Consider the following 16,688-nt stretch of genomic DNA (forward strand, 5'->3'; position numbering starts at 1 on the left):
CTTAGTAAACCTATCGTGTTCCGCTAAAATCTGAATGAGAGTTCGCGGTAAATGGATGTGATAAAATTGATCATTTGCTGCAGCATGCTGAAGAACAATACCCCAAGGAAGATGATGATACCAATGACAACAAGCGTCAGAATCATGGTGACCAACGTCTTGGAAGCTGAATATTGATGAACCGTCATGGTGCCAACAAACAGCAGCCAGATGAACCAGATGTACGCAATCGCATCGAGCAAATAATAAAACGTGCTTTCACTTCCAGTAATCACATTGCTGTAAAGCGTCTGCGGGAGGTAAATCAGGATGAGCGGCATCAGTGCATAGCCTGTTGCCATTACGATTTCTTTAAACTTGCCTTCCCCATCCATCAAAGTGGTCAAAGACCAATTTGCAATACACCAGAGCAGAAACGGAAGAACGATGAATTTCAGCTCATTGAGACTGTTCAGCTCAAGAGGATTGTTCATATTGACAACAAACCCGCTGTACTGTCGTTTCAAAATGGTGAAGAGCACGAGGAGGAGTAAGCTGATGACCACAACCTTCAACCTGCCCTTTTGTTCGTACTTCATCTCCCAAAATCCATTGAACGGATGTACCATCGTATAAAAAGGATTTTTCAACACACCGATTTCCGTGTAATGCTTACCACGCATTCTTCTGCCAGCAAGCTTCACAGCTGTATAACCTAGACCGAAGACAAGCACAAAGCCTAGTACGATGGTGCCAAAATGCGCGAACACGACTTCCTTCCGGTACCGTTTAAAAGCTTCAGAATAATAGTCACGGTTATTTCCCAATTTGAAATAGCTCATTGCCCCGCGGTTATCGCCATTTTTCAATAACGATTTACCGATCCCGATGTAAGCCACCTCAAAGTTACCATTCATTTGAAGCACTTCCCGCCATGAAGCGGTAGAGACATCTGTTTTTCCGTTATAGAGCGATTTTACTGCTTCGCGTATTAGGCTTCCGTAACGTGTGGGCTGGAATACGGACAAACGGTTGTTGTCTTTATCGAGCACCAGTACCTTATCCCCGAGCATCGCAATCGCCGAAGGCGTGCGGAATTTCCCCTGTTCGCTGCCAAGTCCGCCGAATTCGTACAGCAGATTGCCGTCTTTGTCATAAGTGAAAATGCGGCCCCTTTTCAAATCCATTGCGCTGTACATGCCGCCTTCATCCTTAGCAATATCGATGAAAATGGAGCTTCCAGGCGCGCTGCCGACTTCCAACGTTTGGATATCCCCTTTAGGCGGGAAATACCCTTTATCCCTTAAAATGTCCACACCAGACGGGTTCAGCCGTTTGATCGGGCGATCCGATTTTTCCTCTGAAGTGGTCGTATAAATAAAACCGTCTTCATCAATGTCCAAGTTATTAAATTCAAGCGGAATGAACAGCTGCATTTGCTCACGCTGCGCTTTGGTCGAAATCCGTTTCCAGAACAAATCCACGGGATTGAACTTCACGTGATTCGTACCGATAAACCCATTGAATTCGCCATCGGTATCAAATTCCATAATTCCTTCGTAGGATCCGCGACTGATAACATAGATCCGCTGCGCCTTGTCGACAACCAGCTTAGTTGGCATGTATTGGAATCCTTCTCGCAGTAGTGTTGACTTCGGCTCCCCCATTACACGTACCAACGCTCCCTGACCGTTCAATTCCACCAGTCTTTTGTTTTGCGTATCCGCGATAAGAAGATGACCGTCGGTTCCGTTATAGAACACGCCTTCCGGCTTGTTGAACGTTTCCTTGCTTCCGTTATTTTCGAACCCGGAAATAACCTGAACTTCCCGAAACTGATCATTCAATACGACGATTCGATCGTTTCCGGTATCTGCCATGTAGATTCGGCGATCACTGCCGATGAATAGATCCTGGGGTGACGACAGATTGCCCGTTTTCCAGTCTGTTCCATACATGACCTGCCCCAGCTCATAAGGACTCGGCGCCGGGACGCTCTGTCCCCAAAAATTGTAATTGTACGTATCGTTGTTAGGTGCGGCATATACAGGAGCGGCCATACCGATGAAAAGCACAACGGCGAACATCATGATAAGTATTCTTTTCAAGTGGCTCCCCCCTGTTTACTCTTTCAGACCAGAAGTGGACATGGTTTGGATGATGTTGCTTTGCGTCACGATAAACACGGTAATCGGCACGGCCATCATAAGCAGGGTAACGGCTGACACCGGTCCCGTCCGCACCAATCCACCGCTAGCGATTTGCCCGAACACATAATCAACGGTCTTCAACTGCTCACTGTAAATATATTTATGGCTCGTCACGGAACCATTCGTCCACAAATTTTGCAGCGAAAAAATGACCAGCGTCAGCCACGCAGGCTTAACGATCGGCATGACGATCTGCCAAAAAATCCGATATTCGCTGGCACCATCGATTTTTGCTGCTTCCAGAAGAGAGTCTGGAACTTGCTCCATAAACTGTTTCATCAGATACAATCCCAGTGTCATGCCGAAGGACGGCAAGATAATCGCCCAATAGGTATTAATTAGATGAAGCCAAGAAATGGTCATGTAATTGGGTACCTGTGTGACATAAGCCGTAAACATAAGCGACATAACGACCAGATTGAACAGGATATTCCTGCCTGGGAACTTGATTTTAGCCAACGGATAAGCAGCAGCGGATGCGATGATGACATGGCCCACGGTGCCTACGATGGCAATAAAGAACGTATTAAACACATAGCGAGAGAACGGCACCCATGAATCGGAAAAAATGTTCACCAGATCTGTAAAGTTTTTGAACGTAGGATTACGCACTAATAGCTTTGGTGGAAATACGAATATTTCATCGATCGGTTTAAACGCATTGCTAATGGTAAAAACCAGCGGCAGTGCCATAAAGAAGGCTATGCCGCCAAGCAGCAGGAACAGTAAAATATCAACCGCCCAAGAACGGTTCAAACGCTTTGGCATCTTTAATGTCAGCTTCATTCTGGTCACTCACCCACTTTTCCTAGCAGCTTACGCGTCAAGAAGTTTGTTGCAAACATGATAGTAAACAAGACGGTCGCGATCGCGGAGGCGTACCCCATCTCGAAACGGATCGAACCATAGTCGACTAAGTGGGTCACAATTGTATGTGCTGCGTAATCTACACTCGGGAAGCCAATCATGTAGATAGAAATTTCAGCCACGGAGAAGGCGAGCGTGATTTGAATAACAGCGCCGAACAGCAGCTGTGGCCGCATGGCCGGCAGTGTGATAAACCATAGCTCCTGCCAACGGTTGCGCACGCCATCGATGGCACCGGCTTCGTACAGCGTGCGATCTACATTTTGCAGACCAGCTATAAAGGCTAGAAAGGATGTTCCCAAACTGAGCCACAGCTGTACGAGGATTAGAATCGCGAGAACGAACCTCGGATCCTGCAGCCACTGGATCGGCTCCAGGATCATCCCCCATTTGATCAGGAATGAATTAGCATACCCGTAAGAATCGCTAGCAAACAAGGTTTGCCAGATCAGATACGTATTACCCGATATCGAAGGCGCATACAGGATTAGCGTGAGCACAGCGCGCAGCTTAGGCCGCAGCTCATTGATCAGCCAAGCGAATAAGAAGCAAGCCATGTAGCTGATCGGCCCGGTAATTAACGCAAACAGCAGTGTATTTTTGAGTGCGATCAAAAAGATGTCATCCTGTACGAACAATCTGGCGTAATTTTGCCAGCCCACCCATTTGGGCGGTTCAAGCATATTGAAGCTCGTGAAGCTTAAACAAACGGACATTAATACGGGAAATACCGTAAATGTAAGGAAAATAAGAAAATATGGCGCTATTAACATATAAGCATGCTTATGCTTTTTGAATTCAATACCCAGTCGGCCGAACTTACCTCGGAACGCCGAGCTGGATTTCATCACGGATTTTTCAGTATCACGTGGCATGCTAGGGTTCACTGCAGGCTGTTGTTTCATGGCGCCCCCTCATTTCTCGTAGGGAAGATTAAACTCTTTCCGTTTTAAAGCAATTTCGTCGTTGATATAACGAACGTAATAATCCATCGTTTCGCGTGGATCGTCGCCTTGCACGACGACTCTACGAAATGCATTATCAATGTTGCGTCCCGTCAAATATCCGCCCGGAACCTCGGGTATCCCTTTCACCCACTTCATCTGCTCCTTCAACCTATCGAAATCTCTGGAAGGCCAAGGCAGAGCGGCTAAAGCTTCCATGTTGGCCGTCGGATACCTAGCCGAAGATCCCATGCGAATTTCCATTTGACGTCCAAACGCGATTTGCGTCTCTTTGCTCGTCCACCACTCCATAAATTTCCATGCAGCGTCTTTATTTTTCGTGCGTTTGAACATGACAACGCCCGATCCCCCGCTGCCGACATCGCGACGAAGGGATCCGTCCGGTTTTTCCGTACCAGGAACGGGTGCAAATTCCCACAATCCTTTAATTTCCGGGGCAAAAACGGACAACTTGTTGTACATCGTGTAGTCGGCGATGCCAATAGGCATTTCGCCTGTACGGAAACGGTTGGCGAAATCAGCTGCGATCGGAATTTTATAATTCACATAAAAATCAGTCCACTGCTTGAACTCCTTGATCGCCGTTTCCGAATCAAGACCACTGGAGGTTCCGTCGTTTTTATAAAACTGTCCATCATGCTGGTATAAAAACATGGCTAAGGCCGGGTTCGGCGGAAGCGTAATGATATTGGTCGTTTCCAAATCGTTACCAAACGTGTTCAACGGTTTTTGCGGCAACCCGAATTGCAAGTTGTGCTTCTGTAGGTTAGGCAACATATCGTACACGTCTTCCCAAGATTGCGGAGGCTTCATCTTCAGCTCATCCTCCAAAATATCTTTCCTATAGAAGAGGACTGGAAAGGTTTGCGTTTCCGGCAGCGCGTAATAGCTTCCTGAATACTCATACGGAACCATCGAGCTTTCGCTAAAGCGTGATTTCACGCTGTTGAAATCTGGAAACACCGATAGATCCTGCATCGCGTTGCGGCTGGCATAATTAACAGGCAAATCGTTGGGAGCTTGCAGCGCTACGTCCGGCCCTTTACCTGCTACCGTAGAAGGCAGCAAAATGTCTGCTGATACCAACTTTAAATTAATTTTTATTCCTGTCTTTGGTGTGAAGGTTTCATCAATTAATTTCTTGATGGTCTGCGCTTGGTCACGTGCTGAGGTTACCCATACCGAAACCGAATCCGCTCCCTCTTTTGTGTTCGATAACTGATCGTAATTCTCAAAGAAGGAAGCGATGAAAGCTGCTGAGCTGCTTTTGAATTTCTGCCACACAGTTGCTTCCGGATTCGGCAGCTTAGCTTGCGGCGAGCTTAGCGTCAAATAATCAACAGCTAGTGGTTGTTCATTCACCGAAAGCAACCACGCCCCGAGTCCCCCTACATTGGTTTTGAACTGATCAATCCGAGATGGCACCGTATCCGGTCTGTCTGCCATATCGCTGAGCTGGTAAGCCAGCGTATTCAACATCGCGGTACGCTCATCGTTCTTGCCATTCTGTCCTTGAATCAACCTCGTAATTTTATAGAGCAGGTCGCTTTGTTTACGAAACTCCCCAGCCATCTCGGGAATTCTTTGCTCGAGCTGATAGTCCCGGAACGAATCGGGCACCGTCCCCGTAAAGCTAATAATTTTACGATACAGCGCATTTAAGTCCAAAATGCTCGTTTCTACCGCATTCAGAATCGGGGCCAAATCCCCTAATGTCACCTCGAGCCGGACTTTGTGTTTGCCCTTCGTGAAATAAAACAAGTACGGATGCTCAGCATCTTGGCCGATCACCGTCGTCTGCCAGTCACTATTGAAAGGAAAGCCGACATGCTGAAGCTCCTGAAAGGGCATTTTGCCGTCGATATACATCGTCCGAAGCGAAGCCATCCCGCGCAAATAATTTTGATGATTTTTCACCGCTATTTGATACAATCCGTCGCCTGGCACATCCACTTCCCATTCGATCCATTGGCCAGGCAGCCGCCATGCCCACCCGCCCATTGCATTATTCCGTAATTTAGATACGTGATACGGCTCTATCGCGGGACTGGAACGATCATTATAAGGTAAAAGTGTTGGAGACGATTTATATAAGGCGCGTTCGCCTTGAACTTGCAGCATCACATCTTTCGCAAGCTGGTAACCTTTTTGCGTATATGTGCTCGCCAACGTATCATACGAGGGCGCTGTTGCCGAGTTTGTGAGATTAAGTGAATGAATAATGAGCGGTTCTCTTACCGAAGTAAACATGATGGAGTGCTTGCCTTTTGAAAAATAAAACAGATAAGGATCTTCATTAGATCCGGTCGCATCTTTTAATAACGATGCCTGCCACATCGGCTCTTCCACTTGAGAAGGAACCAAATCGTTGCCCTGCTCGTCACGCTCGAACTCATTTTTATCGTTTTTCCATATTCGTTGAAACGTTATACTTTTGGCCTCGGCAAAAGGGACCGAACCATCAATGCGCAATTCTCTTTCTATATCCGAATCTTTCCCGCTTACTGTGTAGTAATGGATGCCAATGTTGTACATGCCCTCTTGCTCGACAGTAAATTGCCATTCAATGGACCCCGTATCCGAAGTCAGAATGGACTTCCCGTTTTCCCCTTGATAATTGTCTAGAACAGAAACATTCATGCCTTGGGCAGAACTGAATTGTTCGGTGGGGATGACGGTTTCAGCGCTCGGGCGTGTCGATTGTTTATACCTGGCCAAATATTCCGCATAGCTGCCTTTTTTATATGTATCTGCCAAAGCCGATAGCGCTGTGCCGCTTATTGGACGCTCTTCCGCTGAAGCGATTTGGCGGGAACCTCCGCCGAGCCACTGGTACGGTACGAACCCGGTTGCAAAAAACAAAAGGAATATGAGGAACACTTTGGCGAATGCTCGGCGCATGGGTTTTCCCCCTTTTCTTAACTTTGCCCCTAATCGCCACTCGCATGGGATTAGGGGCATGGCATCATGCGTGTTTATTTGCTATCTTCGAGCAGTTTGCTAATTTTAGCTTCGAATTGCGGCTTCACTTTGTCTACCGCCGTTGCAGGAGATACTTTACCCTCGGTGATTTCCTTCACAATACCCTCGAACAGTTTCTCTCCATCAGGAATTCCATAGTAAGAAATGTAATTAATGTTATTACCCATTTGCTTACGTGTATCCATGGACTCTTTGTTCGGGTAGGACTGCTGCCAAGATTGCTCAGAAAGCTTTCTGCCTTCTTCGTTCAAGCTGATTTCGTCCATAATATGTAGAGCAACTTCCGCATTCTTCGAATATTTGGATACCATCCACATGTTGCCGAAAGGCGTGTAGGACACATATTTGTCGGCTTTCGGACCTTTCGGGAAGAAAACATAACCGAGCTCTTGGCCCTTCATGTTATCCTTCAAACCACCGAGTTCCCAACTGAAGCCCGCGTACATAACGCCTTTGCCCGCTACGAACTCTTTGCTTGCATCTTCTGGAATCGGCTGTTCAATTGATTTGTCCACGTTGAACAAATCAGACGCGTATTGCAGCGCTTGGATGGCGTTTTCACTGTTCAAAGAGAACTTGATAGCTCCGCTTGCATCTTTATCCACGGCCCCTTTGTTCGTGTAAACCAATTGCTCCGTGAAAGCTTTCACTTTGCCATAAGCTCCTGTGATGCCCCATACGTCTGTTTTACCGTCACCATTCGTGTCCTGTGTCGCTTTTTTGGAGAACTCACGGAATTTCTCCCAAGTCCATTGACCTTTTTGCTGCAGCTCATACGGATCTTCCAAACCAAGCTTCTGCACTAACGTTTTATTATAGAAGATACCGTACGGGGACGGAGAGGAATCAACCAAGCCATATTGATGGCCATTGTAGCTGCCGCCTACTCTCATCCAATCGATATATTTCGGATCGGATGCTTTGATCCATTGGTCGATCGGCTGAACAAATCCCTTGTTCACAAGCTGTGGGAACGACCAGAATAATTCCATTCGCACGATATCCGCGAACGGCTGTCCAGAAAGCGAAGTGGTCGTGAAATTCTCCACGTATTTGTCGTAATCCCCGAATTTAACAAACTCGATTTTACAGTTGTATTTCTTCTCAGCAGCTTCAATTAATTTGATTTGTGCTTCTTCTGCTGGGCCTTTTTCTTTCACTGTTCTTGGGTCGGCTCCGTCATACCAGGCACCAATTTTAATGCTTTGACCTTTCAAATCAACTTTCTTTTCTTCCGGTTTCGTACTTTGCTGCGGCGTCGCTGCTGCTTGTGCAGTTGGCTGTGGGGTCGGCGATGTCTTGTTAGCTGTACCTTGAGAACAACCAACTACACCCGCGACCATCGTAAGAGCTACTGGAATTGCAAGTAATTTAAACGCTTTCATTCGAACCCCTCACTATCCTTTGGATTTGAAAAAATTAAAACGCTTACAAAACGATCTCTTTACAAGAACAAGTTGAATCCCATTGTGTAACACCGAGTTATGTATGCCAACTAAAATAGTTCCACGGATGTTTCATTCTCCTAATTCAGGAAAATCGACACAATTAGATATATCTTTAACCTCGTTCTTTAATAAGATTATAGCGAAATGACCTATCTTTGTAAATAGTTAATATATCTTTTGTTAAAATATATAAATTTGGTTATACTCAATTTGTCCGTTGCACAATAAAGGGCTTACGCCGTCCTTGGTTGAGCGTGTTTATATAGGTTGATGCAAAGCAGTTTCGCCTAATTGGCGTACTGCTTACTTGAACTTATGGAGTTGTACTTTGTATAAATTTAGGCAAGGCATCTGCGTCCTAGTGACGAAATGCCTACTTGAGCGTGTGGAGTTGTACTTCGTACAACTTTTTACCAGCTAATCCGCGTTTCCCACGCGATTGTTGCAAAAAATACAACAATTTCAGCCAAAAATAGCTCATTAGCCTCTAAAACAGACAAATTGTTGTACAACATACAACAATCCTAAGCTTACCAAGAAGAAATCAAGGAAATTGTTGTACGCTGTACAACTTCGCGAATCTTAGGCTATCCCGCCTTGCTAATTTTCCATTTCTTCAACAAAAACAAACATAACTCCAGGAAACCATACTCACATACCGATGCTTATGCATTTCCACAATCTCACTTACGCTCCATGATGCTCCGAAGCTCTTGGATCTCACTTACGTTACATGATGCTCCAGAAGCGCTTGGACGATAGCCGTCCGGGTGTTGAGCATGCCTTGCCTTTTGCGCTGCAAAAGTCCGTAGCTAACTATCCTAAATAAGGTAAGCTTCATCACCTTACTCCCTACCCCTAAAAAATCATAGCCTGTAAATATAAAACCTTCCCGAAGGAAGGCATGACACCTGGGAAGGTTCGCTGTTTATAGTTGTACGGCTGGCAGATCAGTCGTATACGGATTCGGGCGTGGCCCCGTGGATTCGCGTTCAACCCATCGTACCGGAGTCTTAATTTTGTATTGTTCGGTATCGGCGTTCTCAATCCTCCGAATGATGATTTCCGCCGCTTGGCGCCCAATCGAGTAATAATCTTGGCCGACCGAAGATAATGGAACTTCGACATGCCTGGCTATTTCATGGTCGTCAAAGCCCGCTATGGATAGCTGCTCCGGAACGCCAATCCCCATTTCCAAAGCGGTTTTGAGCAGGTCGACAGCAAGATGATCATGCTCAACCTGAAGAGCAGTAACCTTCATATGCCTCAATTTCGCTATCAACGACTTGTAAAATCCTTGAGCGTTTGCCCCGCTCAACTCACGATAGAAATCCGTCAGCACGAGATCCGAATCGATTGACATCTTATGGTCTTTTAGCGCTTTGCAATAGCCGAGATACCTGTCTCTTACAGAACTGCGGTATTCAATGCTGACGCTGGAAACAAAAGCAATCCGTTCGTGCCCGAGTTCAATCAATCTTTTGGCAGTCATATACCCACCTTCAAAGTTGTCGGATACGACACTGCTGATAGGCAAGCTATCGAAATATTGATCGATCGTCACAATCGGATAATCGTTCCAATAGAGTGCATTGATCACATCGATGTTGCTGATCGTGCTAATTGGATACACGATGATACCGCTCAGGCCGCTTTTCGGCACCTTTGCAAGTATCTCTTTTTCTTTTTCTTTTTTCCAGTTGCTGTTGTGTATGCTCAAATAATAGCCTTTGGAGTCCAAGTAATCGTGGGCTCCTTTGATATAGTCAAGCTCACTTGTAGCCATATAAGGCAAAATCATGGCGATGATGGGGTGCGTTGCGTTTGGAATAGCCGTATCAACGGCATCTTCCGGATATTTCACATAGCTTCCGCTGCCGCGCTTGCGGTAGATCATGCCTTCCCGCTCCAACTCGATCAAGGCACGTTTGGATGTAATCCGGCTGACGCCGTACTGCATCGCAAGCTCTACTTCGGTCGGAAGCTGCTGCTCAGGCACATACTCCCCGGATTTAATCTTTTCTTTCAAATCGCTCAAAATCTTCATATAAAGTGGTTTACTATCCAATTCCAACACATCACTTCCAGTTGTCCATGCATCTCTTAGACAATTTGATATAAAAATATATACCAACATTGTAAATTAAATATACCAAATTATCAAGCGTGCTTATTGGGCCCAAAGAACTATTCATCCAACTGCCTTACAACTTGCAGCGCCTCTTTACCGATACCCAGCTTATAACCGGCAGACAGATACCGGATGCGGCCCTCGCGGTCCACCACAAAAACAAGCGGAAGGCCCAATTGAAGCTCCGACTGGATACCAGACAGCACTGATTGCAGGCCTACACTGGAGACGTCTTTTGCAAAATCCGTTGCAGCAGGTAAGCCTTCGTAAGCGTTCGGCTGAAACGCAGCAGTCACTTTATCATTCTCTACCACTAGACAAATGGAGCCACCCCAATCGTCATACTCCTTAGAAAGCTCTCTGAGCTCTCGAATCAAATGCTTCGTAGGTTCCCTATCCGGATCGATCCAAGCCATGAGTAGACCACGACGTTCAGTCAATTCGCCTAGCGCACTTCTTTTTCCGTTGAAAAATGACAAAGACAAATCTAGATCGACCGATCCCAGTACAGGTGCTTGAACGGATTCCTTGGTAAAAGCAGGTATAATTTCCGTAGTTCTATCTGTTGATACAGTAAACGTCGCGAATTGCACTCTAGCTGTCCCATCCGGCAATCGCGTACCTGTCGTTAACCGGTAACAGCCAGGCTTCACAACAAGCGACTCCTCATAGAAGTCCTTTTTGCCAGCGGTAAATTGAAGCGTCTTGTACTGGCCATTTTCAAAGCGCGCTAATGAAAAATTACGGAAATATTCCAAGTCATTATCGGCTGCAGCATTTGCCATGAACCTGATGCTCCCTATTTCCTTGTTATCTGACAAGTCCATCCGTTCTGGGTCGCCCTGCTGTAAAAATACAACGTCATTCCAAGACTCGCCAACCCGAAATTGAGGACTCCGTTCGCTCGGTTCAAGACGTGCTGGGATCCCTAAGCTTCGTGCCAACGCTACGAAAAGAATATCTCGGCTCAAACGGTCGCCTTTTTGCAATTGAAAGCTCCCTATAGGTGTAGCCATCCCCTGATAATAATTCAAGTCTTCCACAATCTCAAAGTGCTCCGAAAGCCAACCAACCAACTTGACTGGATCGTCCCGTAAGCTTCGTTGCTCCGAATCTGTGAATTGTTCCAGAAAGAATTTCCTATACGGCCTTATCATTTCAAAATGAACTCTTGGGCAAAGAATGTAACGCATAAACGTTTCTTCATCACATTTTTCTTTAAACACAGCGGATTGGGTAAGATGGTCGGCAAGCGTCGACCCGATTGTATCCGTCAAATCTTTAACGTTCAAACTCTCTAGCAGCTTCAAAGTCCATTCGCCGAATTCCGGCGTATAATCTTGTAAAAAAGCAGCGATTTCGTGACTATTACCACGCGCCTTCTCCAATATGTCCTTGACCCTGCTCGCGGGCAAAGATAACTTTTTCGCCAATTCTTCTGCCTGAAGGGTATCAACGAAAGAAGCTTCATATTTTTTCCTGATGCTCGCGCCCTCTTGAATACGACGGTTGTTCTCTTGTTTTTCGGCTTCGGTGATAGCGTCTTCCGTTGCATCTGCCAGTTCCTGCGGAGGAACCATGTCGAAGACGCTGATCCCATCCTGCGGCAGTTTATCCGACAATTGAATGTCGAAAACATCGGCATCCTTGACACTAATCTTAATGGTCCCCCAAAGTTGACCGGAGACGGAATGAATCAACAAATCACCAAGTCCTGCGGTTAAAAAGGCTTCCCCTCGCTCGTCTGCTGGTATAGTAGCAATAGGAGAAAAATCAGCATAGTTATACACTTGGAAAATGACAGTGGCCCCAGGTATCGGGTTTCCCTTTTCGTCTCTGACCCTGATTGTAATCTTTTTGCTAGGGGCGTAAGGGCTCAATAAATTGATTTCAGAGTACCAAGGATGTGCTAATGTAAGTTCCTCCGGACCTGGATAGTTGGCTGCAACGCGAGTATTGACGAGCATAGCTCGCTTCGCCGGCCCCCGAAACCACCCTTCATTCAGCCGAGGCTCCGGCTCGCACGCGCCAAGGAAATACCATTTCCCGTCGGCCCACGCTTCCACCCAAGCATGATTGGAATCGCAATGCGCCCATCGCGGTGTATAACACTGGCGGGCAGGAATACACAAACTCCTTAGTGCTGCCACCAATAGAGTCGACTGTTCTCCACACCTTCCCAGCGTATTGCGGACCATCGTCAGCGGGGAAACCGTTCGCGGGTCGCATCCGACATAGGTCGCTTTCTCATGGCACCAGTGATTGATTTCCAATATGGCCTGTTCCATCGAAAGGTTCTTGACCCGATCAACTAATTGTCCGAAGAACCATCCCCTGCTGTCTTCGATGTTTTCATTGTTTACTCGGTATGGAAGCACAAAATGCAAAAACTCATGATCGGGTACACTACTTCCCCATTGTACGTCTTCACGGATTTCAAGAGTAGTTCGCACATGGCTTAAAAAGAGACATCCCTCATAATCCGCCAAATCGTTCAGCGGCATGTACGCATATAAAAATTTAAGAGCCCATGCTTCTTCTTCACTCATTGGCTTCTCAAAAATGTCAAAAAGCTCTTTCTCCCTGGCTTGTGCCAACCCCCGCTTGAATCGCATCTTTTCTTCGATTCTCGTGATTGTAGTGCTATCTAACGAAAAAACATTCGTCATCGTTGTGCCCACTCCCTTAGTCATTTTATAAGTGCCACATACATAATGATATATCTTTTGAAATATATATTACAATATAGTATATCTAATTTAAATATATTTTTTAAAAATTAAATCAGAAGTTTATTTAGGAAGTGCTGATGAAATCTGTAACTCTGCCTGCTGGAATGCGGTTATTGCATGTAAGTGGCAGCCAAGTAGATATATCTGGTTGCCTGGTAATACGAAAAAGCTGTTTCCGCCGTCCTTGGGCGAGTGGGCTTGACCATCGCCATGCGGCGACGTAGCGCGTGCCCAAGGATTTGCGCGCGTCGGTTTGACCATCGCCATGGGACGAGACAACGAGTCTCATGATCCGCGCAGGCTACAGGCAAGACGCATTCGCTTGCTGATCTCTGTAATGTTGTATTTCGTGCAACAATAGGCGAGCTAATCTGCGTTTTCCTCGCTATTGTTGTAAAAAATACAACAATCCCAGCCAAAAGTAGCTCAAAAGCATGGAAATAGGCTAAATTGTTGTACAGCATACAACATCTCGAGCTTTCACAGAAGAAATCGAGGAAATTGTTGTACGTTGTACAACATCACGAATCCTGGGCCCGATTGACTCGCTAAATCTCCATTTCTTCCAAAAACCAGCAAACAAAACACCAGAAAACAAAAGCTAGGAAACGAAACACTTAGATCAAAAACATTAGAAAACTAAATAACCACAAAAACTAAACATCAAAAAACATAGCACTTACTAAATCGAATGATTATGCATATATCCACACTCTCACTCAAACAACAACGGGGGCCCAGGATTCGCGCGTGTTGAGTCACAAAAACATCCAGAGTACTTACCAAATGCATATATGCGCCATCTCACTCAGCTCAGCAAAATCCATACTTAACCCCACCCATGCGCCATATAGGGGTAAACTTGCCTCTCCCCTAATCCAATAAAGAAAAACCGTCAGGAGAGATCATCCTGACGGTCCAATTAGCCTTACTTATGGTAAGTTTCCCCGCGATTTAACCGCATCACGCGATAAACCTGCCGCATCAACACCAACCATATCAGCTGTTGTGGCAGCTCGCTCGATAGCTCCAGCAAGTCGCAGATCACGAAGGCCAGCTGATTATTCTCCTTCATAACACATAACCGACAATCTCCCCTCATTTGCCCCATTGGATAAAATACAATCAAATCAGGCTCAATCACCTTATTTGCCGCTTTCATTGGAGTTAATCCAACAGAATGCTCTAAAACCAGCTCTTCTGAGCTATTTTCCACATATTCCACTGTATAAATCCAATGAAACTAACCCCAACCGCCGATATCATGAGACATCATTGGATATAATCCAATCAAATATCCTTCAAGTTCATGTATTTCGACCTTTCTCCCAACTCAAATACATAAGGGTTAAGCTTCGCTTACCCCAAAGCATATAAATTCTTATCTGTCAAAAAAAGCTGCCCCCCACAAAGGGAAGCAGCCGTTGAGCTACAAACAATTTAATCACATTCCGTTGGAGCCGCAGTTGATTGCCTAACAATCAGCTCGGGACGCATCACAACACGTTGCTTGGCTTTCGATTCTTTCTTCAATTCCTGAATCAGCAGATCCACGACCATTTTCCCCATCGGCTCGATTGGTTGAGCGACAGTCGTAAGCGGCGGATCTGTCACTGAAGCAAGAATCGTGTTATCGAAACCGATCACAGACAGATCCTCTGGCACGCGCAGGCCAAGTTGTTTAGCGGCCTGAAGCGCACCAATTGCGAGCAAATCGTTACAACAAAACAGCGCGGTCGGCCGATCTGGGTTCGATTGATCCAACAGTTCAAGCGCTTCACGCTTTCCATCCGCTACAACGTAGTGGCAGTTGCGTACGCTGTTTTCCGGCAGCTGAGCCCCTGCTTCTTCCAGCTTGCTCTTGAAGCCGCGTACCCTTTCACGGCTGCTGCTTACTTTCGAGTGCTCAGCCAGTATGGCCATGCGCCGATGCCCCAAATCGAGTAGATGCGTTGCTGACAACGCACCTCCGACAAAGTCATCCACCACGACAGTATGAACGTCGATATCAGGCATTTCCCTAGCAATCATAGCAATGGGAATCGCTCTCTCCATCAATGGAGTCAGCATGTCTTTATTATCCATCCCCGTACCAATGATCATGGCATCCACACTTTTTTGCTGAAGCAAATTAAGATATCGCTCCACCCGTTCATCTTTATTGTCGCTGCTGCAAATGACCAGACTATAGCCCATATGATGGCCTTGATCCTCTACAGCTCGAGCAATTTCCGCAAAAAAGGGATTGGAGATATCGGGCACAAGCAGACCTAATGTATAGGTCTTTTTCCCAGTCAGCGCTGACGCGATAACGCTAGGCTGATAATTGAGCCGCTCCATAATTTTTATGATTTCACCGCGTCGTTCTTCGCTTATTTTTCCTTTGCCGTTCATGACCTGCGAGACCGCCGCAATGGACACACCGGCCTCTCTTGCCACATCATAGATGGTTGCCTTCATCCTACTACCCCATTTTTCTTGAAGGATACTTTTTTTCTTCCATTATGAAGGGGCTGACGGGAACTTGCAAACCGGTTTACGCTTCGCGCGGCTTCGTCATGATCCAAGCATGTTCCGGATCATTATGAAACTTCCATGTTCGGGTAGGTCCCGCCATAACATTCAGGTAGTACACATCATAGCCTGGAGGCGCCGAAACAGGGTGATAGCCACGCGGAACGAGCACGGTTTCTCCATTCTTAACAATCAGCGTCTCATCAAGCGACCGGTCGTCCGTGTACACACGTTGGACCGCAAAGCCATGCCCCGGATCGACGCGATAATAATACGTTTCTTCCAGAAACGATTCGTCTGGAAGCGCATCGCGATCATGCTTATGAGGCGGGTAGCTCGACCAGTGCCCATTCGGTGTGAAGACTTCAACCACAAGCAAGCTATCCGCTGGCTCCTGCTCTGGCAAAATGTTATGAATTTGGCGCTCTATATTACCATAACCACGCGTTTCTACCCCTACCTGATCAGATGCAATCAGACGTGCCTTATGGTTGCCAGCACCAGGAGCGGAGCAAATAGCAAGCTCAACCGCTGTCAGTGCAATAACCTCGTAGCGATCATCGTTAGGCACATAGACGGAATATGGCGGTATTTTCTCAAATACGCTCATCCGCTGCCCAATATTTTTCCACTCCGCTTGCTTAGTAACCACATCGGCTTTACCAGTGAGCAGGACAAGACAAACCTCCAGCCCAGCTGTCTCGCGGCTCAAAGATTGCCCCTCCGCAAGCTGTACAACTTCGAAACCAACATACTTCCATCCTGCTGATTCCGGAGTCACTGTTAAAAGGCTGCCTTCCTCGTTCGGGGAGGAGGCAGGCGTTACGATCAGTTTGGACCTGTTCATGTTAACGTCTCCC

At 46.4% G+C, this 16,688-nt stretch carries 11 protein-coding genes; all 11 read right to left on the bottom strand.

From position 1 onward, the window contains the following. Positions 1–23: 23 nt before the first annotated feature. Complete coding sequence (locus GC102_RS36760) at positions 24–2,087, bottom strand: YIP1 family protein (protein ID WP_171693894.1); 2,064 nt, start codon at positions 2,085–2,087, stop codon at positions 24–26. A gap of 15 nt (positions 2,088–2,102) precedes the next feature. Further along, on the bottom strand, positions 2,103–2,975 hold the full coding sequence (locus GC102_RS36765; RefSeq protein ID WP_171639828.1) for a carbohydrate ABC transporter permease: 873 nt from the start codon (positions 2,973–2,975) through the stop codon (positions 2,103–2,105). Between the two features lie 5 nt (positions 2,976–2,980). Further along, the gene (locus GC102_RS36770) at positions 2,981–3,904 is read right to left on the bottom strand and encodes a carbohydrate ABC transporter permease (protein ID WP_246321338.1); all 924 of its coding nucleotides are present in this window, start codon (positions 3,902–3,904) and stop codon (positions 2,981–2,983) included. Positions 3,905–3,970: 66 nt separating this feature from the next. Beyond that, positions 3,971–6,922 (bottom strand): extracellular solute-binding protein, encoded by a 2,952-nt coding sequence (locus tag GC102_RS36775; protein ID WP_171693895.1) that lies wholly within the window; start codon positions 6,920–6,922, stop codon positions 3,971–3,973. A gap of 74 nt (positions 6,923–6,996) precedes the next feature. Then, the gene (locus GC102_RS36780) at positions 6,997–8,388 is read right to left on the bottom strand and encodes an ABC transporter substrate-binding protein (protein WP_171693896.1); all 1,392 of its coding nucleotides are present in this window, start codon (positions 8,386–8,388) and stop codon (positions 6,997–6,999) included. A 991-nt stretch (positions 8,389–9,379) separates the two neighbouring features. Then, entirely contained in the window at positions 9,380–10,528 is a 1,149-nt protein-coding gene (locus tag GC102_RS36785) for a GntR family transcriptional regulator (RefSeq protein ID WP_312883491.1), read from the bottom strand. Positions 10,529–10,638: 110 nt separating this feature from the next. Next, entirely contained in the window at positions 10,639–13,251 is a 2,613-nt protein-coding gene (locus GC102_RS36790; RefSeq protein ID WP_171693898.1) for a transglutaminase domain-containing protein, read from the bottom strand. A gap of 123 nt (positions 13,252–13,374) precedes the next feature. Beyond that, positions 13,375–13,593, bottom strand: coding sequence for a hypothetical protein (locus GC102_RS36795; RefSeq protein WP_171693899.1), 219 nt, complete (start codon positions 13,591–13,593; stop codon positions 13,375–13,377). A 649-nt stretch (positions 13,594–14,242) separates the two neighbouring features. Continuing rightward, positions 14,243–14,539 carry a hypothetical protein gene (locus GC102_RS36800; protein WP_246321334.1) on the bottom strand — a complete coding sequence of 99 codons (297 nt, stop codon included), beginning with the start codon at positions 14,537–14,539 and terminating at the stop codon, positions 14,243–14,245. Between the two features lie 215 nt (positions 14,540–14,754). Continuing rightward, the gene (locus GC102_RS36805; protein ID WP_171693900.1) at positions 14,755–15,774 is read right to left on the bottom strand and encodes a LacI family DNA-binding transcriptional regulator; all 1,020 of its coding nucleotides are present in this window, start codon (positions 15,772–15,774) and stop codon (positions 14,755–14,757) included. 76 nt (positions 15,775–15,850) lie between these two features. Then, complete coding sequence (iolB, locus tag GC102_RS36810) at positions 15,851–16,675, bottom strand: 5-deoxy-glucuronate isomerase (protein ID WP_171693901.1); 825 nt, start codon at positions 16,673–16,675, stop codon at positions 15,851–15,853. Positions 16,676–16,688 lie beyond the last annotated feature (13 nt).

Origin of the sequence: Paenibacillus germinis, assembly GCF_013141785.1 — a bacterium.
GTDB lineage: Bacteria > Bacillota > Bacilli > Paenibacillales > NBRC-103111 > Paenibacillus_E > Paenibacillus_E phytorum.